This window comes from Shimia sp. MMG029 (genome assembly GCF_027947445.1).
Lineage (GTDB): Bacteria > Pseudomonadota > Alphaproteobacteria > Rhodobacterales > Rhodobacteraceae > Shimia.
Window position 1 is genome coordinate 145,808 of sequence record NZ_JAQJIM010000003.1, and the last position, 23,657, is coordinate 169,464.

Below are 23,657 nucleotides of genomic sequence, written 5' to 3' on the forward strand. Positions count from 1 at the left end.
AACGTTTCAACGACAGATGGCTTGCGGCAATGGACGATCAGAACAAGAACCTCATCCTCGCGACGGCGCTCAGCTTTGGCGTCATCCTGATCTGGTTCACCCTGTTTCCCCCACCTGAAGCGGTGGAGGACCCCAACGCCCCCGCCATCACCGAACAAAGCGCGGATGCATCGACCCCAGCGGCGGCACCAAGCACCTCCGGGGCGGACACAGCGTCAACGGCTGCCACCAACGCAGAACCGACAGACGCCGCAGATGCGCCACGTCTTGAAATTGCAACAGATCGCGTGTCTGGCTCGATTTCCCTGCTGGGTGGCCGCATCGACGATCTCAAGCTGAACGACTATCGTGAAACGCTAGACGACGGCTCCCCCATCGTGACGCTGCTGTCTCCGAATGGCGAGCCAAACGCCTATTACGCGCTCTATGGCTGGGCGCCCGGCGCAGGTCTCAACCTTGATCAAGTTCCTGGCTCCAACACCCTCTGGTCTGTTGAGAGCGGCGAGGTCCTGAGCGCAGATGCCCCTGTGACCCTCTCTTGGGACAACGGCGCCGGCCTCACCTTCCGCCGCACCATTTCGGTGGATGACAACTATATGTTCTCTGTCGATCAATCGGTTGAAAACACCGGTGCAGGCTCTGTCTCGCTCGCCCCCTACGGCGTGCTGGCCCGCTACGGCCAGCCGGAGGATCTGAAAAACTTCTTCATCCTGCACGAGGGCATGGTCTCCATGGCGGACGGCGAACTGGCCGAAATCGACTATGACGACATGACCGATTTCACCTTTGATCAGCGTGAAGGCGCGCCTGCTGAGGTGACACAGGTAGAGACCAACGGCTGGACGGGCTTCACCGACCACTACTGGATGGCCACTCTGATCCCGGCACCCGGTCAGGGTTTCAAATCCGTCGCCAAATATGACGCGAACCGCGATATCTACCAGACCGAAGCGGTGATGCGCACGCTCACCGTGGCCGAAGGCGAAACCGCAACCACTTCCAGCCAGCTCTTTGCGGGTGCCAAAGAATGGGCCACCATCCGCGCCTACCAAAACGAAGGTGGTGTTGAGGGTTTTGTAGAATCCATCGACTGGGGTTGGTTTGCCTTCCTGACCAAACCGATCTTTGCCCTGCTGCACTGGCTGAACGTCCAGATCGGCAACATGGGCTGGGCCATCATCGGCCTGACCGTGATCCTGAAAATCATCGTCTTCCCGCTGGCCTATAAGTCTTATGCCTCCATGGCGAAGATGAAAGAACTCCAGCCACAGATGGAAAAGCTGAAAGAAGCGGCCGGTGACGACCGTCAGAAGATGCAGCAATCCATGATGGAGCTCTACAAAAAAGAAAAGGTCAACCCAGCGGCCGGCTGTCTGCCGATCCTGATTCAGATCCCGATCTTCTTCTCGCTCTATAAAGTGATCTTTGTCACGCTGGAGTTGCGCCACGCCCCATGGCTTGGCTGGATCACCGACCTGTCCGCACCGGACCCAAGCTCGATCTTCAACCTGTTTGGCCTGCTGCCGTTTGGCATTCCGGAACTCGGCTTCTTTGAGATCCTCAGCCTCGGCATCCTGCCCATCCTGCTCGGCATCTCCATGTGGCTTCAGCAAAAGCTGAACCCGGCACCCACCGATCCAACACAGCAAATGATCTTTGCTTGGATGCCATGGGTCTTCATGTTCATGCTCGGCAGCTTCGCCTCCGGCCTCGTGGTTTACTGGATCACCAACAACGTGATCACCTTCATTCAGCAGTATGCGATCATGCGGCACCACGGCTACAAGCCCGACGTGTTTGGCAACATCAAATCCAGCTTCAAGAAGAAGCCAAAAGAGGACGCAAAGTGATGGGCACAGTCGCCGCACTTTGGAGACATCCAATCAAGGCCCACGGACGCGAGTCCGTGGGTCACATTTCTTTGGTCGCAGGCCAAACCTTCCCTTGGGATCGCCGCTATGCCGTGGCCCACGAGCGGGCCAAAACGGAGGGCGGAGAATGGGCCTCCTGCCGCAACTTCTCCCGTGCCGCCGGGGCCCCTGCCCTGATGGCGATCACCGCCAAAGTCGATGAAGACAGCGGCAAGATCACCCTCAACCACCCAGACCTCTGGGAGTTGACCTTTGATCCCGCCACACAGGGCGACAAGCTGATCGAATGGGTCCGCCCAATCATGCCCAAAGAGCGCGCTGCCAGCACCAAACTGGTGCCTGCGGGTGACGTTGGCATGACCGACAGCGATTTTCCGTCCATCGCGATCCACGCCACCGCCAGCCACCGCGCGGTAGAGACCCAGCTGGGGCATGCGCTCTCCACAGAGCGTTGGCGCGGCAATATCTGGCTCGATGGTTTTGAGGCTTTTGCCGAATTTGACTGGATTGGCAAAACCCTGCGGATTGGCGATGCGGAAATCGAGGTGCGCGAGCGCATCACACGCTGCCTTGCCACCACCTCAAACCCGGACACCGGCGAACGCGATGCCGACACACTTGGCGCGCTCAAAGCCGTGCTGGGGTACCAAGATTTTGGCGTCTATGGCGTTGTCACCAAATCCGGTGACGTTGCCATCGGCGCACCTGCGGAGCTACTCTGATGCAACTGCCCTTCCCCTTTGTCGAAGATCCAGAGCCGATCGCGCTGGAGCGTGGTCGCAAACTGTTCAACGGCGCCAACTCCGAATTTCTCAAGGGTGTGGTGGCCATGGATGGCCTGCCCGCCGGGGATCGTGTGGAGGTCTGCTTTGCGGGCCGTTCCAACGTCGGCAAATCCAGCCTGATCAACGCGCTGACCGGACGTACCCGCCTTGCGCGCGCGTCCAACACGCCGGGCCGCACACAGGAAATCAACTTCTTCACCCTGACCGACAGCCACTATCTTGTGGACCTTCCGGGCTACGGCTACGCCAACGCGCCCCTGCCGGTGGTTGAGAAATGGCAGCGCCTGCTGAAGCAATATCTGTCAGGCCGCGTCAACCTGCGCCGTGCGTTTGTGTTGATCGACACCCGCCACGGCGTGAAAGACGTGGACGAAGAGATCATGTCCCTTCTGGACAGCTCCGCCGTGACCTTTCAGGTGGTGATGACCAAAGCGGACAAGGTGAAAGAAAAAGACCGCGAAAAGATCTTCAAACAAGTGCGCGAGAAGCTCTCCAAACACCCGGCAGCCTATCCTGAAATGGTCCTGACAAGCTCTGAAAAAGGCGACGGCATTGGCACATTGCGTGCCATCATTGCAGGGCTAAAATAACACATGCACCGGCTTGTGCCGCTCATCCTGCTTTTGGCGATTGGCTTGTCCGCCACCATTCCCAAAGGGTGGATGCCAAAAGTCATGGATGACGGCCACATGGTGCTGATCCTCTGTACAGCGGATGAAATGGTCGAATTGCTCGTCGATGCCAATGGCGAGCCCGTGCCTCTGCATGAACAAACCGGCGAAGAGCGCAGTCCCTGCGCCTTCTCAGCTGTGGCCGATGTCGCGATTGTGGCAGATGGCCCCCATCCCCTGCCGCTAAAAAGCTCCCTCACGGCGCTTTGGCAGCATCAGGGTTTCACCCATGAAAGCGCAGGCTTTCACCGCCGTTATGACGCGCGCGGCCCCCCTTCGCTCTCCTGACACCCCTTCAAAACCTAGCTTTATCCACACCGCCCCGATTGCACGGGCTGCGGTCCGTCAGGAGATATCTTCATGGCTCACAACAGCCACATCAGCGGCAACGCCGCATCCAACCCCCTGTCACAGAAACTCTATTTCGCCGTATGGCGCTGGCATTTCTATGCCGGCCTTTACGTGATACCCTTCCTGATCATGCTCGCCGTCACCGGATTGATGATGATGTACATCACCCAATTTGACGGGCGCGACGGAGAGAAAATCGCCGTCACACCGCAAGCGACCGCGCTCTCGATCTCAGAACAGGCAGCGGCTGCCACCCACGCTACCCCCGGCACTGTGATGGAATACATCGGCCCCAAAACCGACAGCCTAGCCGCCATCTTCCGTGTCAAAACAGACACCAACCAACAGCTTGTCGCCGTTGATCCCTACACCGGCGCCGTTCTGCAAAGCTGGGACCGCCGCACCGGTTGGTATGATTTTGCCGACAACGTGCACGGCTCGCTCCTGCTGGGCGACACAGGCGATCGCCTGATTGAGATCGCCGCAGGGCTTGGCCTCGTTCTGGTGCTCACTGGCATTTACATCTGGTGGCCCCGTGGCAACGCGGCCTCCGTTCTGGTGCCAAACCTCGCCGCCCGTGGCCGCGCCCTTTGGAAAAGCCTGCACGCGGTTGTCGGCTTCTGGATCTCTGCCCTGATGGTGATCTTCCTGATCTCCGGTCTGGCATGGACCGGCATCTGGGGCGGCAAATTTGTTCAGGCCTGGTCCACCTTCCCGGCAGAGAAGTGGAACAACGTTCCTTTGTCAGACAGCACCCACGCCGCCATGGGCCACGGCAACCAGAACGACGTACCTTGGGCGCTGGAGCAGGCCCCAATGCCTGCTTCTGGTTCCGATCTCGGCGTCACCGGCACACCCGAAGGCGCGCCGGTTGACATCAACAGCCTCGTGGCCCTTGGCCGCGCGCTGGGTCTGGAGGGCCGCTTCCGCGTCGCGTACCCGGGGGATGAAACAGGCGTCTGGACCATCAACCGCGACAGCATGAGCAGCGACAGCACCGACCCGATGGGCGATGTCACCGTGCATGTGGATCAATACACCGGCAAAATCCTCGCCGAGGTGCGCTTTGCCGACTATTCCGTCGCTGGCAAATCCATGGCGGTCAGCATCCCCTTCCACATGGGCCTCATGGGGCTTTGGAACCTGATCCTGAACACGGTCTTCTGCCTTGCGGTGATCTTCCTCTGTGTTTCCGGCGTGGTCATGTGGGTGAAACGCCGCCCGGGCAAAGCCTTGCGTCTCGCAGCCCCACCCGCACCGCATGAAATGCCGCTCTGGAAAGGCGCGCTCCTGATCGCCGCCGTGGTCTCCATCGCCTTCCCGCTTGTCGGCCTCACCCTGCTGGCCGTGCTCGCCTTTGACGTTATAGTGCTCTCAAACGTTCCAGCGCTCAAACGCGCGTTCTCTTAATCACGTGAGCCCCCGCCGGCATCACGCAGGCGGGGGCCACAACTTGACCAATCCAGATTTCGCCACCGGCATCGGCATCGCAGGCTGTGGCCGCATGGGCGCGCCGATGCTCACCGCGCTCCGCGCCGCCGGGTTTGACGCCAAAGGCTTTGACGTGCGGCCGCCCTCCGACTTCGGCGCGCTTGCACCGTATCTTCTGCCCCTCCCCGATTTCACAGCCCGGCTCACCACCCTGATCACAGTGGTGCGCGACATTGAACAAACTGACGATGTGCTCTTTGGCGCGCAAAACCTGATCGCAACCGCGCCGGACCTCGCCACCATCATCATTTCTTCCACGCTCTCGCCCCGCTATGTCCGCGCCCTGCGGGAACGTGTCCCACCACACATTACCCTGATTGATGCGCCCATGTCCGGCGCCGCCATTGCCGCCAAAGAGGCCCGACTTTCTTTCATGCTTGGCGGCGACCCGCAGGACATTGCCTGCCACCGGTCTCTGTTTGAGGCCATGGGCACGCATTTTCACCACATAGGCGCGTTTGGCGCGGGCATGCAGGCCAAAGTGCTCAACAACCTGCTGGCCGCCTCCAACACCGCCATGACCCGCCTTGTGCTGGATTGGGCCGACCAGAGCGGCATCGAGGAGCGCGCCCTGCTTGATCTCATTCACACATCGTCTGGCCAGAACTGGCTCGCCTCGGGATTTGAGGAAATCGAATTCGCGCGCGACGGCTGGGAAGCGGACAACACAATCGGCATCCTCACCAAAGACGTGGCCTCCGCGCTGGACGCTGCGCCAGACGGTGCAGATACGGCGCTGCCAGATCTGATAAAGACCCAGATTCGGGCTCTCAAACCCCGCCCCAGAAAGCCGCCCTCATCGCAGTGACCACGAAGTGGCACCCACAGCAAAAAATCTATCACAACTGCCTGACTGGATGCGCCCTCCACCGTTGCCAAATGTCACGATTTGCTGCATGACAACGACATGACACTTCACACACGCGCGCTCTCCGTTCATTTCTTCACTGCTACCGGGGCGGTTTTCGCCATGCTAGCGATGCTCGCCGCAGTTGATAGCAAATGGAGCCTCATGTTCCTCTGGCTTGTAGTGGCCTTCATCGTGGATGGCATCGACGGCCCGCTGGCGCGCCACTATGACGTAAAGAAAAACGCAGCCGAGTTTGACGGCGTGCTGCTTGATCTGATCATCGACTATCTGACCTATGTGTTCATCCCCGCCTTCGCGCTCTTCAAATCAGGGTTGATGGATGGCTGGACAGGCTGGTTTGCGATCATCGTGATCACGTTCGCTTCGGCGCTTTATTTCGCCGACACCCGAATGAAAACAAAGGACAATTCCTTCTCTGGCTTCCCCGGATGCTGGAACATGCTGGTGATTGTGATCTTCGCGGTGGAGCCAAACTTCTGGGTCAGCCTTGCACTTGTGACAGTCTTGGCGGTGGCCATGTTCCTGCCGATCAAATTCATTCACCCCGTGCGCACCGAACGCTGGCGCTGGATCTCCCTGCCCACCGCATTCGCATGGACGCTTTTTGCAGGCTGGGCAGCGTGGGTCGATTTCCATCCGGAAAGCTGGGCGCTCTGGGGGCTTGTGGCCACCTCGGCCTACCTGCTCTGTGCGGGCGCAGCCCAGCAGTTGCTCTATCGCGAGCGGCTTTGATCAGGGGCCATCTGCCTAGATCAACAGCCCACCAGCGCGCTCATGCTTTAGCAGCCAAACCTTGGTCTCCACGCCACCGCGCCCTGAAAAACCGCCAAGTCCATTGGCGCCAAGCACCCGATGACATGGAATGATCACTGGAATCGGGTTGCCGCCACATCCCTGCCCAATGGCCTGTGCGGGCACACCCAATTCTTTGGACAGCGCGCCATAGGTGCGGGTCTCCCCCAGCGGAATGGCCAACATAGCCTCACAGACTTTCTTCTGAAACTCAGAAGCTTCGACCCGCAGAGGCACATCAAAGCCGCGCGCGGGGTCCTCAAAATAGGCCACCAGCTGAGCCGCCGCCTCTCTTAACAGGGACGTATCATCCCCACCACCAGTGCCCCATTCTGCACGCACAATCGCCCCGTCCTCTTCGGTCAGAGTCATCAGTCCAGTCGGGGTATCCACAGAGATTTGCAACATGGTGCGACGATGCGCGCTTCAATCACAAATCACAACGAAAAAGGGCGCCGTCTCCGGCGCCCTTAAAAGCAGTTTGCGTTTTGTATCATGCAAGCGGATCGCTTTTCGCGTTCAACCGAATGGGAGAGGCAGCGAACAAGCGATGCAGATCAAACGCAAACTGCCATAGATCAGATCTCAAAACCCATTTCTTCAAGGGCTTCGCTACAGCGCTTGCACACGCCGGGGAATTTGTACTGCCCCACATCGGGCAGGATCTTCCAGCTGCGCTGACATTTCTGCCCAACCGCCTTTTCAAACACCACACCAACACCGTCAACTTCCGGCATACGGAAGGCCTCTGCCGGCATCGGATCATTGGTGACCGAAATGTCAGAGGTGATGCAGACATCCGCAAACTCAACGGTTTTCAGAGACTCAACCACCTCAGCGTCGCGCACATGCACAACCGGGGCCGCTTCCAAGGACGCGCCAATCACCTTGTTGGTCCGCTGCACCTCAAGCGCCGCAGTCACAACCCGGCGCACTTCGCGAACTTTGGCCCATTTCGCGGCCAGTGGCTCATCAATCCAGTCCGCAGGGGTGTCTGGGAAATCCATCAAGTGTACCGAAGCATCCTCAGCGCCAAAGCGTTCCAGCCAGACCTCTTCCATGGTGAACACCATCACCGGGGCCAACCATGTGGTCAGGCGATGGAACAGGATGTCGAGCACAGTGCGCGCAGAGCGGCGGCGCAGCGTGTTGCCATCACAATAGAGCGCATCCTTGCGGATATCGAAGTAGAAGGAAGACAGCTCCACAGTTGCAAAGTTGAACACCGCAGAGACAACGCCCTGGAAGTTGAACTCTGCATAGCCTTTGCGCACCTGGTGGTCGAGCTCCGCCAAACGATGCAGCACCCAGCGCTCCAGCTCCGGCATATCCGCCGGGTCCACACGATCCGCTTCTGTGAAATCGCTGAGCGAGCCCAACATAAAGCGCATGGTGTTGCGCAGACGGCGATAGCTGTCTGCCACACCTTTCAGGATCTCATCCCCGATACGCTGATCCGCGGTGTAGTCGGTCTGTGCCACCCACAGGCGCAGAATATCCGCACCGTACTGCTGCACCACTTTCTCAGGCACAATGGTGTTGCCCAGAGATTTGGACATCTTGTTGCCTTTGGCGTCCAGCGTAAAGCCATGCGTCACCACATTGCGATAAGGCGCACGGCCCAGCGTGGCAGATGCTTGCAACAGCGAGCTGTGGAACCAGCCACGGTGCTGGTCGGTGCCTTCCATGTAGACGTCGGCGATCCCGTCCTCGGTGCCATCCTCACGGTCGCGCAGTACAAATGCGTGGGTGGAGCCAGAGTCAAACCACACGTCGAGCACGTCAAACACCTGCTCCCACTCATCCGCGTTATAGCCTTCGCCAAGGAACCGCTCTTTCGCGCCCTCAAGATACCAGCAATCCGCGCCCTCTTCTTCAAAGGCCGCCTTGATGCGGGCGTTCACCTCAGGATCGCGCAGCAGGAAGCCCTCATCGGTGGGCAGCGCGCCTTTCTTCACAAAACAGGTCAGCGGCACGCCCCAGGCACGCTGACGGGACAGCACCCAATCCGGACGATCCTGGATCATGGAATACAGACGGTTGCGGCCCTTCTGCGGGGTCCATTTCACCAGCTCGTCGATGGAGCGCAGCGCACGTTCGCGGATGCTGTCGCCCATTTCGCCTTTGCCGTCATCCAGCTTGCGATCCACGCTCGCAAACCACTGCGGCGTGTTGCGATAGATGATCGGCGCTTTGGAGCGCCAGCTGTGCGGATAGCTGTGCTTGATCTTGCCACGCGCCAGCAGGCCGCCCACTTCCACCAGCTTGTCGATGATGGTTTTGTTGGCATCGCCCTCACCGCCCTTGCGGTTCAGGATGTATTTGCCACCAAAGAACGGCAGATCCGCGCGGAACCCACCGTCATCCATGACATTGTAGGTCAGCACGCTCTCCAGCATGCCGAGATCACGGTAGAGCTCAAATTCCTCCATACCGTGGCTTGGCGCGCAGTGCACAAAACCGGTGCCTTCGGTGTCGGTCACAAACTCAGCCGCACGGAAGTCGCGCAGATCGTCCCACTCGCCGTTGCCACCTTCGGCCCCATGCAGCGGGTGGGCCAATCCAACGCCCTCAAGATCGCTGACAGGCACATCGCCGACACGGGTCCACATGCTGTCATCCAGACGCGCACGGGCCATCACGTCGCCCGCCAGATTGTCGGCCAGCACGAACTTGTCGCCGACCTTGGCCCAGCTTTCTTCCGGCGTGCCGGTCACTTCATAGAGGCCATAGGCAATGTCTTTGCCAAACACGACCGCCTTGTTGGACGGGATCGTCCAAGGCGTTGTGGTCCAGATCACCACATAAGCGCCGGCCAGCTTGTGATCAGCCGGCTCTGCCACCTTAAACTTCACCCAGATCGTGAAGCTTTCCTTGTCGTGATACTCAACTTCCGCTTCCGCCAGCGCGGTTTTCTCAACCGGCGACCACATCACAGGTTTGGAACCCTGATAGAGCGTGCCGTTCATGAGGAACTTCATGAACTCATCGGCAATCACCGCCTCAGCGTGATAATCCATGGTGATATAGGGGTTTGGCCAGTTGCCGGTGATGCCAAGACGCTTGAACTCTTCGCGCTGGATGTCGATCCAGCCCTCGGCAAATTTGCGGCATTCCTGACGGAATTCGACAATATCCACCGCGTCTTTGTCTTTGCCCTTCTTGCGATACTGCTCTTCGATCTTCCATTCGATCGGCAGGCCATGGCAATCCCAACCCGGCACGTAACGCGCGTCATGGCCCATCATCTGATGGGAGCGCACGATCATGTCCTTGATGGTCTTGTTCAGCGCGTGCCCGATGTGCAGGTGGCCGTTGGCGTAGGGAGGGCCGTCATGCAGCGTGAACGGCGTGCGGCCTTCTTTTTCGCGCAGGCGGTCATACACGCCAATGTTTTCCCAACGTTCCAGCCACGCAGGCTCACGCTTGGGCAGCCCAGCGCGCATCGGGAAATCAGTTTTCGGAAGGTTCAGCGTATCTTTGTATTCGGGTGTATCGGCACACATGTGTCCGGTCCTTTTCAGGCGGTCGTATTCGGAATGGTCGAAGGGCGGCGCGGTCTTCCATACGCCTTGTCCCGGCGGCTCGATCAGTTAGAGCGCCGGGCTGATAATTCGAATAATAATCGCGATTATCTGCGTCATGAGCGCCTTATAGGCCGCAGCAAGCACAGGGTAAAGCCATAAGACCAAGGCGCCCATTCAACGCAACATTCCGCACCGAGAGCGCATCTCACCCCCGACTAAACAAAAAGAGGGCACGCAAAGCGTCCCCTCTTCTCGCGTATATGATTGGCTGGCTGGATCTGGCTGCGTGGCTGGCCCACAGGTTGCCCCGGGTGCTGGCTGCGTCGCGTGATCTGGCGCGCTGGTCACTTTCTCTAAGCGGCCCGTTTGTACAGGCCCACCGCGAGTGGATGGCAAATCAGGCGGCTTGACCTTCAAAGCTGCCACACCAGTCGTTGCTCTTCACAACTGGCCAATGTGCGTCACCGTGCATTTCCTCTTCGGTCAGGAAAGTAGGCGCGCTGAAACGGCACAGACCACCGGTTTCCTTCGCGGATGTCTCTTTTACTGCGGCGTTGTCAAAAAAGGCGCATACGTTGCAAGCTTTATCAGTCATCTTTGTCTTCCTTTTGCTGTTCAGATCCACAACTGGCTGGCGTTCTGCTGGCTGTGTCGAACCTGATGGCTGATGAGACCCTGGCGAATCTCTAATTTGAACTACACCAATAGGTATATAAGAACGATTCTAAACGCAAGGGTATTTTTGTTTGTTTTCAATTGGTTGACTAATTCACTCAACAACATTTCCTGAGAAAAACACTTGCTGCATGCCCTATAAAAACACTCACGAAATGCCGCATGGACACAGACGTCCTTGTGGGGCAGACACAGCCCATGCATGCACAGGCAAAAGGATCCCCCAATGGCACCCCTGCCTCCGAAGTTTGACATAACCCGCCCTGAAATCGCCCGCGTCGTCGCCGCCTTCTATGAAAGCGTGCGCCAACATCCCGGGCTTGGCCCCGTCTTTGCTGTGCATGTCGCGGACTGGCCAAGCCACGAAGCCAAAGTCACTGACTTCTGGGCCAATGCGATCCTTTATGAACGCAGCTACGATGGCAATCCGCTGAAGGTGCACCGCGACGCAGGCAACGTCCGCCCCGGCATGTTTGAAACCTGGCTCGCCTTGTTTGAGATGACCCTGCGCACCGAGCTGACCCCGGATCAGGCCGCCGCTTGGTCTGAATTGGCCCATCGCATCGGCCGCTCTTTGCGCGCTGGTGTGGTGGAAAAAACCAAAGGCCCCGGCGGCATCCCTATCCTGCGCTGAGCCAAGGCGCTCCACGGCAGCACACGGCATGCCATCGGCTTCCGCTTGCCCAGATATCCCCGCCGGAGGCATCCCACCCCACCAATGGCGCGGCGAGCCGCTTGTCACGCAGACATCGCTCAGCCGCCTTTGGAAAACAACCCGGTCAGCGCCCGCTTCACCAGCCCGGCCACGCTCGGCTTCTGCCCTGCACCGAAAGGCAACGGCCGGCACACTTCCATCGCGGCAACCCCCACCCGCGCGGTCAGCGCACCATTCACAATGCCTTCTCCAAAGCGACGGCTCAATTTGGCCATCGCGCCACCACCCGCCATCGTGCCAATCAGATCATCCCCCGCCGCAACCGCGCCCGTCGCCACCAAATGTGTCATCACGGCGCGGAACAATCGCCAGCTGCCCAGCGTGCCAGACCGTCCACCGTATATCTCTGCAATCCGCCGGATCATGCGCACATTTGCGGTCAGCGCCGCCACCACATCGGCCAGCGCCAGTGGCACCAGTGCAGTCACCGCCGCCACCTGCCGCGCCGCCGCCTCCACTTCGCGTTGCGCCGCCGTGTCCAAAGGCGTCATCAAACTCTGTTCCGCCAGCGCGACCAACGCATCTGCATCCAGCACCTCTTCGCGCCGTTTCGCCAGATCGTCCCGCGCCCAGGCCAGATCCTCCCGCCCGCGATAAAACCGCAACAGCTCATCCACAATGCCGCGCGCCTGCCCCATGTCATGGGCCCGCGCCGCCGCCTCCACACGCGCCTTCAGCCCGTCCACACGCCGCAAACGCGCCAGCCCCGCCAGTTCTTTCAGCACAATCAGCAGCGCCACCAGCAAGGCCGCGCCACCAACAGCCATCACCGCCCATCCCAACACGGGGAAACGCGCCACCAATCCGGTGGCAAAATCCCAGGCGGCAACGGAAACCGCTGCGCCAAGGAACATCCCCACCAGCGCCCAGAACAGCCGTGCCAGCCGCGAAGGTTTGCGCGCAGCAAGCCGTGCGGCCACCTGCATCGCCTGCCCGCTTGGCGCCTCAATCGCCAGATCAGGCACCGGCGCAGCCTCCGCCACTTCCGGGGCCGGACGATCTTCCAGATCAATCAGGACTGGACCTTTGCTCATTCCATCTCTCCCCGCGTACGCCGCCAAATGTAACGTATGTCAGGCAATTTCTCGGCATTGCCCTGCCCGTCGGTCTTCTCGGCAATATGGAACCCAGACGCCGCATAAAACCGCTGCGCTGCCTCGTTCGCTTGAAAGCACCAAAGCTGCAACTCTTCAGCGTCCCTCTGCACCTGCTTCAACAAGGCTGACCCCACTCCGCGTCTGCGTGCGTCTGGAGCAAGATACAACGCATGCACCCAACCTTGCTGTGCGGCCACAAAACCGCAGACCTTCCCCGCATCCTCAGCGACCCAACACCCGGCAGTTTGTACCAGACCTGCACAGAAACGCTGCGTGTCTTCTAAGCTGTGCAGCACAGGCATCCACGGCGTGTCTTCAATCCAGCCTTGCAGGATCGCGCCCATCACAGGCCCATCAGATGCTTGGGCACGGCGCAGGGCCGCCGTCACAACACATCTCCCAGTAAAAACTGTGCCGCGCGGTCGATCCGGATATGGGGCGGGCCTTCGCCGGGGCGCAGGGTGTTGGCCGCAGGGGCAAAGCGCATGATCTGGTAATCCTGATCGAGCCACGTCGCAGCCCCCGTCTTCGCCGCATGCAACAACACCGTCGGATCCTCCGGCAATGTGCCCGGATAAAACGCAGCCTGCCGCCCATCTGCCAGCAATCGCCCGCGCACACAGTCCAGCGTCGCGCCGTCATGGGGCACGCTTTCTTCAACCGTCGCCCGCAAGGACGCCAGCGAAAGCGCCTCGGTCTGCGCGCCTGCAAATTTCGCCCGATCCGCCGCCTCTCGTGTCAGCGCCTGCATGATCGCTGTCAGCTGCGGATGCTGGCTGTGATGCAGATGATCCGCCTTGGTGGCCGCAAACAGGATCTTCTCCACCCGCTTGCCGCCCAAAAGCCGGGTCAACCAGGCGTTGCGGCCGGGGCGAAACGCCGTCAGCGTGCCCGCCAGCCCACCACGCAGATCCTCCAGCGCCTGTGGTCCCGCATGGATCGCCCCCAATGCATCCACCAGCACCACCTGCCGGTCGATCCGCGCAAAGTGATCGCGGAAAAACGGCTTCACCACCTGCGCCTTATAGGCTTCAAACCGTTTCTCAAACACACGCCACAGACTGCCCCGCGCGGGCTTTTCCGCCTCCCGCAGCGGCGCAAATGTGAGCACAGGAGAGCCCGCCAAATCCCCGGGCAGCAAAAATCGCCCCGGCGTGCAATCGGAATAGCCCGCCTGCCGCGCGCTCTGCAGATATTCAGTGAAGGCCGCCGCCAGATCTTGCGCCTTTGGCTCATCCAGCGCCGCCGTGCCCTCTGTCACTGAGAGCAGCCCAAGATATTCCGCCGCCTCTTCGCGCCCTGCGATCCGCGTCAAAACTTCCGCACTCCACTGCGCAAAACTCTTGTCCATCAGGCCCAGATCGAGCAGCCATTCACCGGGATAATCCACAATATCCAGATGCACCGTCCGCGCGCCCTGCAATCCGGCCAGCAATCCGTTGGGCCGCACCCGCAACGACACCCGCAATTCGCTGATCGCCCGCGTGCTTTCAGGCCACTGTGGCTGTGCCCCCGTCATCTGCGCCAGATGACGCTCAAACTCAAACCGCGGCACCAGCTGATCTGGCTGCGGCTGCAAAAACGCCGCCTCAATGCGCCCCTCCGCTGCTGCTGCCAACTGCGGCATACGCCCGCGATCCAGCAGATTGGCCACCAGCGATGTGATAAAAACCGTCTTGCCAGAGCGCGCAAGCCCGGTCACGCCCAGCCGCACCACCGGTTCAAACACACTGCTGACCCCGTCAGCCACCGCTTCAACCTGCCGCGCGATCCCATCTGTAAGTGTGCTTATAACCAATGGCTTGGGCCCTTTGCCTGTTTGCCCCAACCTATGCAGCGGCTCCCCGCATTTCCAGTGGTGAGAATGGCTTCAAATTTCCCCCCAAGTGCGGTAGCTGGACGACCATGCCCAGATATGCCCTCCAAGTCGAATACCACGGCGCCCCTTTCGCAGGCTGGCAACGCCAGGCCGATCAACCCTCTGTTCAGGGGGCCATTGAGGCCGCCCTGGCCAAGCTTGAGCCGCGCGACCACACCATCGCCGCCGCAGGTCGCACCGATGCGGGCGTGCATGGCCTTGCGCAGGTGGCGCATTGCGACATGGAAAAAGAATGGGATCCCTTCCGGCTGTCTGAGGCGCTGAATTTTCAGCTAAAGCCAGCCCCGGTGGCCATCGTCAATGCCGCCAAAGTGGATGATGACTGGCACGCCCGATTTTCCGCCACCGAACGGCGCTACCTTTTCCGCATCCTCATGCGCCGCGCCCCCGCCACCCATGAGGCCGGGCTGGTCTGGCAGGTCAAACATGATCTGGATGTGGCCGCGATGCAGGCCGGCGCAGACCGTCTGCTTGGCAACCATGATTTCACCACCTTCCGCAGCTCCATCTGTCAGGCCGCCAGCCCACAGAAAACCCTCGATGAGCTGCGGGTTGAGCGCGTGGAGACCATCGGCGGCCCGGAAATCCACTTCCACGTGCGGGCGCGCTCCTTTCTGCACAATCAGGTGCGCAGCTTTGTCGGCACGCTGGAGCGGGTCGGCGCAGGCGCATGGACCCCGGATGATGTGACCGCCGCACTTGAGGCACGCGACCGCGCCGCCTGCGGGCCAGTGTGCCCGCCACAGGGGCTCTATCTGGCAGGGGTCACCTACCCCGACGCCCCCTTCTAAGCAGCTGCGCCCTTAGCGACCGAAGGTCCGAGAGGCCCTCCACCCCTTCAAAATCAGGGCGCAGCGCGCAAAGTGACCAAGGGGAAACTCTTGACCTTTGCGCCCAATTCCATGCTAGCTGCGCGGCACAGGAAACTCTTGAGGGCCATCATGTTCAAGCCAGCCATCACCGGCACCGGTGTTTTCACACCTGACCAAACCATCACCAACGATGAGCTGGTCGCAAGCTTCAACGCCTATGCCGACAAAATGAACGCCCAGAACGCGGCCGCCATTGAGGCCGGCGAGATAGAGCCGATGCAGCATTCCTCAAGCGAATTCATCTACAAAGCTTCCGGCATCAAACAGCGCCATGTGCTCGACAAAGAGGGCGTGCTGAACCCTGACGTGATGCACCCCCAGCTGCGCCAACGCGCGGATGATGAACCCTCTGTGATGACCGAAATGGCCGTCGACGCCTGCAAGAAAGCGCTGACACAGGCTCAGATTGACGCCTCAGAAATTGATCTCGTGATCTGCGCCGCCTCCAACATGGAGCGCGCCTACCCCGCCGTGGCCATCGAAATTCAAAAAGAACTCGGCGCGGGCGGCTTTGCCTTTGACATGAATGTCGCCTGTTCTTCCGCCACCTTTGGCCTTCAGGCCGCCGCCGATATGGTGCGCGCAGGCTCCGTACGCAAGGCCATCGTGGTGAACCCGGAAATCTGCACCGGCCATTTGGAATGGCGTGACCGGGATTGTCACTTCATCTTTGGCGATGTGGCCACCGCAACCGTCGTGGAACGCAGCGAAGATGCCAAAGGCGCGTTCTTTGAAATCATCTCCACACGCTGTGCCACGGAATTCTCCAACAACATCCGCAACAACAACGGCTTCCTGCGCCGCTCCCGCCCAGATGGCGTCGCCGATCGTCGCGACATGCAATTTATGCAAAACGGCCGCAAAGTGTTCAAGGAAGTGGTCCCCATGGTCTCCGCTCACATGCTTGCCCACCTCGCAGACGAAGGCATTGCACCTGACAACCTGCGCCGCCTCTGGCTGCATCAGGCCAACAAATCTATGAACGACTTCATCGGCAAAAAAGTCTTGGGGCGTACCCCTGAAAACGGTGAGCAGCCTAACATTCTACAAGACTACGCCAACACCTCTTCAGCCGGATCGATCATCGCATTTTCAAAGTTCTCTGATGATCTCGAATCCGGGGACTATGGGGTCATTTGTTCGTTTGGCGCGGGCTACTCAGTGGGTTCCGTGCTCGTCAAGCGGCATTAAGTCGCTGCGATTCGAACTGGTTTGTGTACCACCGTGCACAAACTACCATAAATGACAGCCAAAAGTGCGATACCTATCATAATTGACAGCTCTCTCATCTGTGATGAGCGGGTTTCCCCCACCAGACTCACGCTACGTAATGCGATAGCATAGTCCATGGAGGGAGCTGTTGTTTCGCCGCGGTGCTACCCCAGGCGCCCTGAGGCAATAGGTTCGAGAGGTGATAGTTTACTGATCCCCTTCTACTCTGTGCTGTCCCGTGCAGAGTTGTATTGCACACCCGTGCACATATTATCCTTGTATGTCTTTTTATGACGTGTAGGTGCCTCGGTTTTACCGGGGCACCTTTTTTTCGGGGGCCTCACATCAATGATGACCCGAAATAATACTTTAACATCAATGACTAATCGTACCTGATCCGATGTGTAGCACCGGGAGGTACATCCATTTCCACAAGGATCCCGGCTTCTTCGTTGTGCATCCGATTGAGCGGATCTTTCACAAGCCCTGCACTCATGGCGAGCGCGGCCAAGTCTGCGCGATTGGCCAGACCGGTCTTGGCCAGAATGTTCTTCATCCGTTGCCGCACCGCAGAAACAGAAATATCCAGCTTTTGTGCAATCATTTTATCTTGCAGCCCCGCACCGATCATCTCCAACAGCTCACGCTGCTTGTCAGAAATTTGGTTTCGCTGGGTGAATTCCGCCGCAAAATGAGCGAGATACCGCTGATGCCCCATCATTGCGACAGTATTTAGGACCCATCCGTGGGTCTGAATGATGTGACGCATCTCGCGTTTGGAGTGATCTCCACAGAATGTGATCAAAGCCGCCTGCGGAGGCACATTCAAACGCAAAGGAATGGAAAACCCGGCCCGCATCCCATGCTCCGCAGCTTCTTTCAAAACCTGATACCGCTGCTGCGGGATATGGTGAAATTCATCTGCAAACTCCAAGCCAACCGCGATAGGTGTCAGACAGTTGATCGCATGCGTTCGGAAATAGCTCCACTTAGACACTTCCGGATCATTGTTATGCGCATTGAGCCAGCTGCTGTCGTAAGACGTGCGAATGAAAAGGGTACGCTGCCAGTTGGAGAAGTTATTGGCACAGATAAAATCAATACACGGCAGGTTCAGCGTGCGCCCCACCTCCACGATCAACTTCCAGACTTCCGCAGACGTCTGGGTGGTTTCCAGATCAGCCAGAAACCCGTGCAACAGTTCCGGTGTGTGACGTTCCGCCGCCAATAACGGCCTGCGCCCAGTCTCCTCGACCATCGGTTAAGAAATTTCCTCTTCCAAATGCAACTTCATATCCACCAGCACCTGCTGCAATGCAGCTGTTTCCCGCAGCAGACGCTTGGCCTCTGACACTGTGATCACGCCATCTTCAATCGATTGGTTGTATTCCGCCATCAATAAGGCAAATCGCTGACTCAGCAAAATCACGTCTGAGTTCACCCCGCCTTTGCCATGCGCCGGACGGCAACCATCATGGTTCAACGAGTTGCCCCGCAGCTCAGCCAAGGCAGAGGTGACATGCGGATAGGACGCCGCTTCCTCAAGCGCAGCCACAGCATCAATCGGCATGAAACGCTCCGCGTGCTCAGCGTGGCTTGAGTAATAGCGTCCAAGCGTGGCCTTTGATTTCCCGGTCAGCGCACAGGCAGCTTCTATGCCCACATCCTTCACCAACGCCTCAGAATGCTTCTTCAGATAACTGTGCACAACACTCATTTGGTCTTCCCAACCCATTGATTGATCAAGCGCACTTCATCCCACAGTCCCACATGCGGGGAAAGGTACTTTTGTTTTCCCAGTATCGAATAAACCCTTTTTTTGGCATGTGAGAAAGGCCGGAAGCGTTTCCTCCGGCACTATCAGGCTTCGGTGAGTGGTACCGAACCAGAGGAAAGCGGTGGAAATCTGCGTGGAAATCCACCGTCGGCCAAAGGCCGCGCGACCCGGTAAACATCCCCATTTGGCCCTGCCAAAGTGCACCGGGTCGCGTTTCTGCAGCGCGTGTTTGCCTCGCCCCACACCCGATTTGGCATCTCTGCACCGCTCTCTTACTTTTTGGCACAGCCACAAACGCAGACCCTTGCGCCCTTTGCGCGTTGCGGCCTATCACGCGCCTATGGCCAAGCTCTACTTTCAGTACTCCACAATGAACGCCGGCAAATCCACCGTGCTTTTGCAGGCATCCCACAACTACAAAGAGCGTGGTATGCAGACCTATCTGCTCACCGCAAGGCTGGATCACCGCGCAGGCGCAGGCCGCATCGCCTCGCGCATCGGCATTTCAGAGCCCGCTGACACGTTTGAAGCCACCTCTGACCTCTACGCAAAAATTGAAACCCGCAAGGCGCAAGGTGAGATCGCCTGCGTCTTTATCGACGAAGCCCAGTTTCTGAGCGAGGCACAGGTCTGGCAACTGGCGCGGGTTGTCGATGATCTGAAAATTCCCATCATGTGCTACGGCCTGAGAGTTGATTTTCAGGGCCAGCTGTTTCCCGGCTCTGCCGCGCTGCTGGCTCTGGCAGACGAAATGCGCGAAGTGCGCACCATCTGCCACTGCGGCAAGAAGGCCACTATGGTCATACGTCAGGACGAGGCAGGCAACGTGCTGCGCGAGGGCGCTCAGGTCCAAATCGGCGGCAATGAAAGCTATGTTTCCCTCTGCCGCCGTCACTGGCGCGCCGCGATGGGTGATGTGGCCAAAGACGCAACCAATACCTAGGGTACCCCCAGCCACACACCCTCAAGGGGCGTGGCCCAAGGTCAAACCGTCACACCAGATTGGGCGGTGTCTGCCCCCGATCAAAGGCGATCAGGTTGTCCACAGCCATCATCCCCATCTGTCTGCGCACCTCCAATGCAGCCGTGCCCAGATGCGGCAGCAGCGTCACATTTTCCAGCTTGCGCAACGCCTCTGGCACTTTGGGTTCAAACTCATAAACATCCAGCCCAGCGCCACCGATCTCTTCGGCTTGCAGCGCCGCAATCAAAGCAGCCTCCTGCACCACTTCCCCGCGCGAGATATTGATAAAATGCGCATGCTTCGGCATCGCGTCAAACACCTCAGCATCAAACAGATGCTGTGTATCTGCCCCACCCGGCACCGCCGCCACCAGCACATCGACCTGCCCGGCCAGTTCTGTCAGCTCCGCCACGCGATCCGCCGGGAACGGCAGATCTTTTTCAGAGCGGTTCCAGTATTTCACCGCCATGCCAAAGCCAAAATGACAACGCGCCGCAATTGCCTGCCCAATCCGGCCCATGCCCACGATGCCCACGGTTTTGCCGCTCAGGTGCAGACCTAGCATCTGCGTGGGGTGCCAGCCGCGCCATTGGCCTGACCGCACCAACCGCTCGCCTTCGCCCGCACGCCGCGCGCTCATCAGCATCAGGGTCATCGCCACATCCGCCGTCGCATCGGTCACCGCGCCCGGCGTGTTGGTCACCACCACCCCTGCCGCCTTGGCCGCCTGCGTATCAATGTGATTGAACCCAACCCCGAAATTCGCAAGCATTTTGGTGCGTGGCGTGCCCACATCCGCAAACACACGGGCATCAAACGCATCGCCCAGCGTGGGCAACACAAGATCAAAATTGCGCAACGCATCGCGCAGCTCATCCGCCTGCATCGGCAGATTGTTGAGCCGCACCGTCACCGAAAACTGCGCCCGCGCCGCCGCCAGAACATCGTCAGGCAAGGGCCGTGTGATCAAAAGGTCCTTCAATGCATCCGCCCCCCATTTGGCACCAGCCCATCCGGGCCAATCAAAGTGATCTCACCCGCCGCATCCGGCAGTCCAAGCACCAGAATTTCCGACATGAATTTGCCGATCTGGCGCGGCGGGAAATTCACAACCGCCATCACCTGTTTGCCGATCAGCCCATCGGGATTGTAATGCGCCGTGATCTGGGCAGAGCTTTTGCGCACGCCAATCTCATCGCCAAAATCCACCCAAAGCTTGATCGCGGGTTTGCGTGCCTCCGGGTAATCTTCGGCCCGCACCACTGTACCCACACGAATGTCGACCTTTTGAAAGTCGTCAAAACTGATCTCACCCATTGGCCAGCTCCCGGCTACGGTCTGCCGCAGCCCCCACGGTTTTGATCATCAACGGCAGCAACCCTGTCGCGGTGTCCATCAACACCTCAAGCCCGGCCTGCGTGGTGCCATTGGGACTGGTCACATTCACACGCAACTGTGCCGGGCTGTCTTCTGCCGTCTCGGCCAGCGCGCCCGCACCCGCAACCGTTGCCTTGGCCAATGCCATAGACAGCTCGGGCGACAAGCCTTGCGCTTCCCCCGCAGCCGCCATGCACTCAATCATATGAAACACATACGCCGGGCCAGAGCCGCTCAGCCCCGTCACCGCATCCATCTGGTTTTCGGCCTCAAGGCGCACCACCTGCCCCACAGCAGATAACAGCGCTTCAGCGGCAATCAAACCAGCCTCCCCGGCAGGGCTATTGCCCACAATCGCGGTGATGCCCTTGCCCACCGCCGCTGGCGTGTTGGGCATGGCGCGCACAATCGGGGTGTCTGCGCCCAAAATCTCTTCGTAGGTGCCAATGGAAATCCCGGCGGCCACCGAAACAAACAACGTCTCGCCATTGCCCATCGCCGCCAGCACAGGCAGCGCGTCGGCCATCATCTGTGGCTTTACAGCAATCAAAACAACTGCAGGCGCGGCGGGCAGCGCAGCATTCACATGCACGCCGCTGTGCTGAACCCAATCACTCGGATGCGGATCCTGCACCCACACAGAAGTCGCAGGCAAACCATCCGCCAGCCAGCCCTGCAACATCGCAGAGCCCATCTTGCCACACCCCAAAAGCACCAGCCCGCGTGCGGCAACCAATTCCATGTCCATGAAAGCCCCCTATCCGTTTGGGGGCAAGTGTTACGCCCGGCCGTAGGCCTCTGCAATGGCAACTTGCATCGCATCTTTCACAGTTCGCTCGCCCCAGACAACAAGCTGGAAAGCCGGGTAGAAGCGCTCGGCATTTTGCACCGCACTGCGGATCATCGTGTCAATCTGATCCGGGCTCGCCACCTGACCGCCCGTCAATACCAGCCCATAGCGGTAAATCATCAACTGCTGCTTTTCCCAGTAAGTAAACGCACCGGCCCAGCATTCATCGTTCACCGCATTGATGGTCTCATAGAGCTGGGGCAGCTTCTCTTTGGGCGGCTCCGCCTCATAGGAGCACACCATGCGCAAAGTCTCATCATAGGCGGACCAGGCCAGGGTGATGGAATAGGTCTTCCATTGTCCCTCAACCGCCATCGCGATCTGATCGTCCGCGATCCGCTCAAAATTCCAGTCCCGCACCTCTGCGATATGCTCAACGATATCGATTGGATGCAGGTCTTCTTCCAGAAACTGCTCTGACAATGCCATGGCGCCACCTCGTTTTGCTATCGCGCGGGGATTGGCAGCTCCCCTAACGCTTGGTGCCTGCTCTAGGACCTGTGGAAAACTCCACCATCCTTACAACATATGGTGCGGTGCCCTTAAGGATGTGTAAAGCAAAATATCTGTGGATAACGCAATAAGTTGTGGATTAAAGTGATCTAAGCACAAGTCTTCGCCATCTGGTGCAAGACCCAAAGAGGGGCTGTGCCAAACACCCGGTTTTTCCTGAGACTCCAAGAGGATAGCATGCAGCCCGCCCAATTTCCCTTTACACAGGTGGATGTGTTCACCGACAGCCCTAGCTACGGCAATCCGCTGGCTGTGGTCAGCGACGCCGCCGCCCTCAGCCCCACGCAAATGGCCCAGCTCGCCCACTGGACCAACCTCAGCGAAACAAGCTTTCTGCTGCCCCCATCAGAGCCTTCTGCGGACTACCGCGTGCGGATTTTCACCCCCCTGCAAGAGCTGCCCTTTGCGGGCCATCCCACCTTGGGCAGCGCACAGGTCTGGCTCAATCAGGGCGGTGTACCCAAAGGCCGCGACATTGTACAAGAGTGCGGCGCAGGCTTGATCCGCATTTGTCGCGAGGGCGATCACCTCTTCTTCAGGGCACCGCCCCTCACGCGCAGCGGCGCATTGGATGCAGACACCCGCACCCGTGCCATCAAGGGCCTCGGGCTCACTGACACCGATATCTTGGATGCTGCATGGGTCGACAATGGCCCCGGCTGGGCCGCACTTTTGCTGCAAGATCGCGCCACCGCCATGGCCATCACCCCCGACTACAGCATGTTGAACGGCCTGCGCATCGGCGTTGTCGCCCCGGCACAGGACACCGATTTTGAGGTCCGCGCCTTCTCCGCAGGCGGGTTTGAAGACCCCGTCACCGGCAGTCTCAACGCAGGCATCGCCCAATGGCTCATTGCCGCCGGCCACGCTGCGCCCAACTACATCGCCGCCCAAGGCACCGCCTTGGGGCGCAAAGGCCGCGTGCATGTGCAAAGCGATGGGGCCGAAATCTGGGTCGGTGGCGCGGTACAAAGCTGTGTGGAAGGCACCATCCGTCTCTGACACAAAAAAGGGCCAGCCCATCGGCCAGCCCCATTCGGTCTGTCATGTAAAGCCTTACGCCTTACTTACCTTCCAGCGCCTCGATCCGGGCCTTCAGGGCTTCGTTTTCTTCGCGGGCCTTCTGCGCCATGGCGCGCACCGCGTCAAACTCCTCACGGGTTACAAAATCGCGATCCGCCAGCCAGCGGTCCATCAGCGACTTCATCGCGTTTTCCGCCTCATCCTTGGCGCCCTGAGCCACACCCATGGCGTTGGTCATCAGCTGAGACATGTCGTCCATGAATTTGTTCCGGGTCTGCATCGCTCTCTCCGCATTGTGATCCTGCCCCCTATATGGGCACCAACGCCCGCAGACACAAGGTTGA

Annotated in this window: 25 protein-coding genes; 12 read left to right on the plus strand and 13 right to left on the minus strand. The window is 59.3% G+C overall.

All coding sequences use genetic code 11. The features are described 5' to 3' along the window. Nucleotides 1-29 precede the first annotated feature (29 nt). The 7 genes from yidC (at nucleotide 30) to PJL69_RS10095 (ending at nucleotide 6,772) form a co-directional block, all read left to right on the plus strand. Nucleotides 30-1,850: a membrane protein insertase YidC gene (gene yidC, locus PJL69_RS10065; protein WP_271309535.1), complete on the plus strand. Its 1,821-nt coding sequence runs from the start codon at nucleotides 30-32 to the stop codon at nucleotides 1,848-1,850. Further along, nucleotides 1,850-2,593, plus strand: a complete 744-nt coding sequence (locus PJL69_RS10070; protein WP_271309536.1) for an MOSC domain-containing protein — start codon at nucleotides 1,850-1,852, stop codon at nucleotides 2,591-2,593. The genes yidC and PJL69_RS10070 overlap by 1 nt, the downstream gene beginning before the upstream one ends. After that, nucleotides 2,593-3,246: a ribosome biogenesis GTP-binding protein YihA/YsxC gene (yihA, locus tag PJL69_RS10075; protein WP_271309537.1), complete on the plus strand. Its 654-nt coding sequence runs from the start codon at nucleotides 2,593-2,595 to the stop codon at nucleotides 3,244-3,246. The genes PJL69_RS10070 and yihA overlap by 1 nt, the downstream gene beginning before the upstream one ends. Nucleotides 3,247-3,249: 3 nt before the next feature. Next, nucleotides 3,250-3,615, plus strand: a complete 366-nt coding sequence (locus PJL69_RS10080; protein ID WP_271309538.1) for a DUF2946 domain-containing protein — start codon at nucleotides 3,250-3,252, stop codon at nucleotides 3,613-3,615. A 72-nt stretch (nucleotides 3,616-3,687) separates the two neighbouring features. After that, a complete protein-coding gene (locus PJL69_RS10085) occupies nucleotides 3,688-5,088 on the plus strand; it encodes a PepSY-associated TM helix domain-containing protein (RefSeq protein WP_271309539.1) in 1,401 nt (466 codons plus the stop codon). A 43-nt stretch (nucleotides 5,089-5,131) separates the two neighbouring features. Then, complete coding sequence (locus tag PJL69_RS10090) at nucleotides 5,132-5,977, plus strand: NAD(P)-dependent oxidoreductase (RefSeq protein ID WP_271309540.1); 846 nt, start codon at nucleotides 5,132-5,134, stop codon at nucleotides 5,975-5,977. 99 nt (nucleotides 5,978-6,076) lie between these two features. Further along, nucleotides 6,077-6,772, plus strand: a complete 696-nt coding sequence (locus tag PJL69_RS10095) for a CDP-alcohol phosphatidyltransferase family protein (RefSeq protein ID WP_271309541.1) — start codon at nucleotides 6,077-6,079, stop codon at nucleotides 6,770-6,772. Nucleotides 6,773-6,787: 15 nt separating this feature from the next. Here the strand turns inward: PJL69_RS10095 and PJL69_RS10100 are convergent, their stop codons facing one another. The 3 genes from PJL69_RS10100 to PJL69_RS10110 form a co-directional block, all read right to left on the minus strand. Further along, nucleotides 6,788-7,240 (minus strand): methylated-DNA--[protein]-cysteine S-methyltransferase, encoded by a 453-nt coding sequence (locus PJL69_RS10100; protein ID WP_271309542.1) that lies wholly within the window; start codon nucleotides 7,238-7,240, stop codon nucleotides 6,788-6,790. 170 nt (nucleotides 7,241-7,410) lie between these two features. Next, a complete protein-coding gene (gene ileS, locus PJL69_RS10105; RefSeq protein ID WP_271309543.1) occupies nucleotides 7,411-10,338 on the minus strand; it encodes an isoleucine--tRNA ligase in 2,928 nt (975 codons plus the stop codon). 418 nt (nucleotides 10,339-10,756) lie between these two features. Then, nucleotides 10,757-10,954, minus strand: a complete 198-nt coding sequence (locus PJL69_RS10110; protein WP_058239525.1) for a hypothetical protein — start codon at nucleotides 10,952-10,954, stop codon at nucleotides 10,757-10,759. A 306-nt stretch (nucleotides 10,955-11,260) separates the two neighbouring features. Here PJL69_RS10110 and PJL69_RS10115 point away from each other — a divergent pair, with 306 nt between their 5' ends. Continuing rightward, nucleotides 11,261-11,668 carry a group III truncated hemoglobin gene (locus PJL69_RS10115; protein ID WP_271309544.1) on the plus strand — a complete coding sequence of 136 codons (408 nt, stop codon included), beginning with the start codon at nucleotides 11,261-11,263 and terminating at the stop codon, nucleotides 11,666-11,668. A 119-nt stretch (nucleotides 11,669-11,787) separates the two neighbouring features. Here the strand turns inward: PJL69_RS10115 and PJL69_RS10120 are convergent, their stop codons facing one another. Genes PJL69_RS10120 through PJL69_RS10130 form a run of 3 tightly spaced genes read right to left on the minus strand, consistent with a single transcriptional unit; the run spans nucleotide 11,788 to nucleotide 14,644 of the window. Next, complete coding sequence (locus PJL69_RS10120) at nucleotides 11,788-12,783, minus strand: YcjF family protein (protein WP_271309545.1); 996 nt, start codon at nucleotides 12,781-12,783, stop codon at nucleotides 11,788-11,790. After that, entirely contained in the window at nucleotides 12,780-13,235 is a 456-nt protein-coding gene (locus PJL69_RS10125) for a GNAT family N-acetyltransferase (protein ID WP_271309546.1), read from the minus strand. Before PJL69_RS10125 ends, PJL69_RS10120 begins: the two co-directional genes overlap by 4 nt. Next, complete coding sequence (locus PJL69_RS10130; RefSeq protein ID WP_271309547.1) at nucleotides 13,232-14,644, minus strand: YcjX family protein; 1,413 nt, start codon at nucleotides 14,642-14,644, stop codon at nucleotides 13,232-13,234. Before PJL69_RS10130 ends, PJL69_RS10125 begins: the two co-directional genes overlap by 4 nt. A 107-nt stretch (nucleotides 14,645-14,751) precedes the next feature. On the opposite strand from PJL69_RS10130, the gene truA reads away from it, so the two are divergent. Beyond that, nucleotides 14,752-15,516: a tRNA pseudouridine(38-40) synthase TruA gene (gene truA, locus PJL69_RS10135; protein ID WP_271309548.1), complete on the plus strand. Its 765-nt coding sequence runs from the start codon at nucleotides 14,752-14,754 to the stop codon at nucleotides 15,514-15,516. A 150-nt stretch (nucleotides 15,517-15,666) separates the two neighbouring features. Next, complete coding sequence (locus PJL69_RS10140; RefSeq protein WP_271309549.1) at nucleotides 15,667-16,788, plus strand: beta-ketoacyl-ACP synthase III; 1,122 nt, start codon at nucleotides 15,667-15,669, stop codon at nucleotides 16,786-16,788. A 403-nt stretch (nucleotides 16,789-17,191) separates the two neighbouring features. On the opposite strand, the gene PJL69_RS10145 is transcribed toward PJL69_RS10140, so the two are convergent. Both PJL69_RS10145 and PJL69_RS10150 read right to left on the minus strand, forming a co-directional pair. Beyond that, nucleotides 17,192-18,067, minus strand: a complete 876-nt coding sequence (locus PJL69_RS10145) for a helix-turn-helix transcriptional regulator (RefSeq protein WP_271309550.1) — start codon at nucleotides 18,065-18,067, stop codon at nucleotides 17,192-17,194. 3 nt (nucleotides 18,068-18,070) lie between these two features. Beyond that, the gene (locus PJL69_RS10150; protein ID WP_271309551.1) at nucleotides 18,071-18,526 is read right to left on the minus strand and encodes a hypothetical protein; all 456 of its coding nucleotides are present in this window, start codon (nucleotides 18,524-18,526) and stop codon (nucleotides 18,071-18,073) included. A 400-nt stretch (nucleotides 18,527-18,926) separates the two neighbouring features. On the opposite strand from PJL69_RS10150, the gene PJL69_RS10155 reads away from it, so the two are divergent. After that, nucleotides 18,927-19,529, plus strand: coding sequence for a thymidine kinase (locus PJL69_RS10155; protein ID WP_209098764.1), 603 nt, complete (start codon nucleotides 18,927-18,929; stop codon nucleotides 19,527-19,529). A gap of 49 nt (nucleotides 19,530-19,578) precedes the next feature. Here the strand turns inward: PJL69_RS10155 and PJL69_RS10160 are convergent, their stop codons facing one another. The 4 genes from PJL69_RS10160 to PJL69_RS10175 are packed head-to-tail and all read right to left on the minus strand — an operon-like array spanning nucleotide 19,579 to nucleotide 22,206. Next, complete coding sequence (locus PJL69_RS10160) at nucleotides 19,579-20,532, minus strand: 2-hydroxyacid dehydrogenase (protein WP_271309552.1); 954 nt, start codon at nucleotides 20,530-20,532, stop codon at nucleotides 19,579-19,581. Further along, nucleotides 20,529-20,867 (minus strand): tRNA-binding protein, encoded by a 339-nt coding sequence (locus PJL69_RS10165; protein WP_271309553.1) that lies wholly within the window; start codon nucleotides 20,865-20,867, stop codon nucleotides 20,529-20,531. The genes PJL69_RS10160 and PJL69_RS10165 overlap by 4 nt, the downstream gene beginning before the upstream one ends. Further along, nucleotides 20,860-21,675 carry a pyrroline-5-carboxylate reductase gene (proC, locus tag PJL69_RS10170; RefSeq protein WP_271309554.1) on the minus strand — a complete coding sequence of 272 codons (816 nt, stop codon included), beginning with the start codon at nucleotides 21,673-21,675 and terminating at the stop codon, nucleotides 20,860-20,862. Before proC ends, PJL69_RS10165 begins: the two co-directional genes overlap by 8 nt. Nucleotides 21,676-21,705: 30 nt before the next feature. Continuing rightward, nucleotides 21,706-22,206 (minus strand): YbjN domain-containing protein, encoded by a 501-nt coding sequence (locus PJL69_RS10175; protein WP_209098773.1) that lies wholly within the window; start codon nucleotides 22,204-22,206, stop codon nucleotides 21,706-21,708. Nucleotides 22,207-22,467: 261 nt separating this feature from the next. On the opposite strand from PJL69_RS10175, the gene PJL69_RS10180 reads away from it, so the two are divergent. Further along, complete coding sequence (locus tag PJL69_RS10180; RefSeq protein WP_271309555.1) at nucleotides 22,468-23,292, plus strand: PhzF family phenazine biosynthesis protein; 825 nt, start codon at nucleotides 22,468-22,470, stop codon at nucleotides 23,290-23,292. A 61-nt stretch (nucleotides 23,293-23,353) separates the two neighbouring features. Here the strand turns inward: PJL69_RS10180 and PJL69_RS10185 are convergent, their stop codons facing one another. Beyond that, nucleotides 23,354-23,593, minus strand: a complete 240-nt coding sequence (locus tag PJL69_RS10185) for an accessory factor UbiK family protein (protein ID WP_058239539.1) — start codon at nucleotides 23,591-23,593, stop codon at nucleotides 23,354-23,356. Between the last annotated feature and the right edge of the window lie 64 nt (nucleotides 23,594-23,657).

Bases quoted from the DNA above. Each gene is read 5' to 3' on its own strand.
- PJL69_RS10120 (WP_271309545.1), bottom strand. From the start codon at position 12,783: ATGAGCAAAGGTCCAGTCCTGATTGATCTGGAAGATCGTCCGGCCCCG.
- PJL69_RS10140 (WP_271309549.1), top strand. From the start codon at position 15,667: ATGTTCAAGCCAGCCATCACCGGCACCGGTGTTTTCACACCTGACCAA.
- yidC (WP_271309535.1), top strand. From the start codon at position 30: ATGGACGATCAGAACAAGAACCTCATCCTCGCGACGGCGCTCAGCTTT.
- PJL69_RS10165 (WP_271309553.1), bottom strand. From the start codon at position 20,867: ATGGGTGAGATCAGTTTTGACGACTTTCAAAAGGTCGACATTCGTGTG.
- proC (WP_271309554.1), bottom strand. From the start codon at position 21,675: ATGGACATGGAATTGGTTGCCGCACGCGGGCTGGTGCTTTTGGGGTGT.
- PJL69_RS10095 (WP_271309541.1), top strand. From the start codon at position 6,077: ATGACACTTCACACACGCGCGCTCTCCGTTCATTTCTTCACTGCTACC.
- PJL69_RS10150 (WP_271309551.1), bottom strand. From the start codon at position 18,526: ATGAGTGTTGTGCACAGTTATCTGAAGAAGCATTCTGAGGCGTTGGTG.
- PJL69_RS10185 (WP_058239539.1), bottom strand. From the start codon at position 23,593: ATGCAGACCCGGAACAAATTCATGGACGACATGTCTCAGCTGATGACC.
- PJL69_RS10085 (WP_271309539.1), top strand. From the start codon at position 3,688: ATGGCTCACAACAGCCACATCAGCGGCAACGCCGCATCCAACCCCCTG.
- ileS (WP_271309543.1), bottom strand. From the start codon at position 10,338: ATGTGTGCCGATACACCCGAATACAAAGATACGCTGAACCTTCCGAAA.
- PJL69_RS10115 (WP_271309544.1), top strand. From the start codon at position 11,261: ATGGCACCCCTGCCTCCGAAGTTTGACATAACCCGCCCTGAAATCGCC.
- truA (WP_271309548.1), top strand. From the start codon at position 14,752: ATGCCCAGATATGCCCTCCAAGTCGAATACCACGGCGCCCCTTTCGCA.
- PJL69_RS10070 (WP_271309536.1), top strand. From the start codon at position 1,850: ATGGGCACAGTCGCCGCACTTTGGAGACATCCAATCAAGGCCCACGGA.
- PJL69_RS10110 (WP_058239525.1), bottom strand. From the start codon at position 10,954: ATGACTGATAAAGCTTGCAACGTATGCGCCTTTTTTGACAACGCCGCA.
- PJL69_RS10155 (WP_209098764.1), top strand. From the start codon at position 18,927: ATGGCCAAGCTCTACTTTCAGTACTCCACAATGAACGCCGGCAAATCC.
- PJL69_RS10180 (WP_271309555.1), top strand. From the start codon at position 22,468: ATGCAGCCCGCCCAATTTCCCTTTACACAGGTGGATGTGTTCACCGAC.
- PJL69_RS10145 (WP_271309550.1), bottom strand. From the start codon at position 18,067: ATGGTCGAGGAGACTGGGCGCAGGCCGTTATTGGCGGCGGAACGTCAC.
- yihA (WP_271309537.1), top strand. From the start codon at position 2,593: ATGCAACTGCCCTTCCCCTTTGTCGAAGATCCAGAGCCGATCGCGCTG.
- PJL69_RS10080 (WP_271309538.1), top strand. From the start codon at position 3,250: ATGCACCGGCTTGTGCCGCTCATCCTGCTTTTGGCGATTGGCTTGTCC.
- PJL69_RS10175 (WP_209098773.1), bottom strand. From the start codon at position 22,206: ATGGCATTGTCAGAGCAGTTTCTGGAAGAAGACCTGCATCCAATCGAT.
- PJL69_RS10100 (WP_271309542.1), bottom strand. From the start codon at position 7,240: ATGTTGCAAATCTCTGTGGATACCCCGACTGGACTGATGACTCTGACC.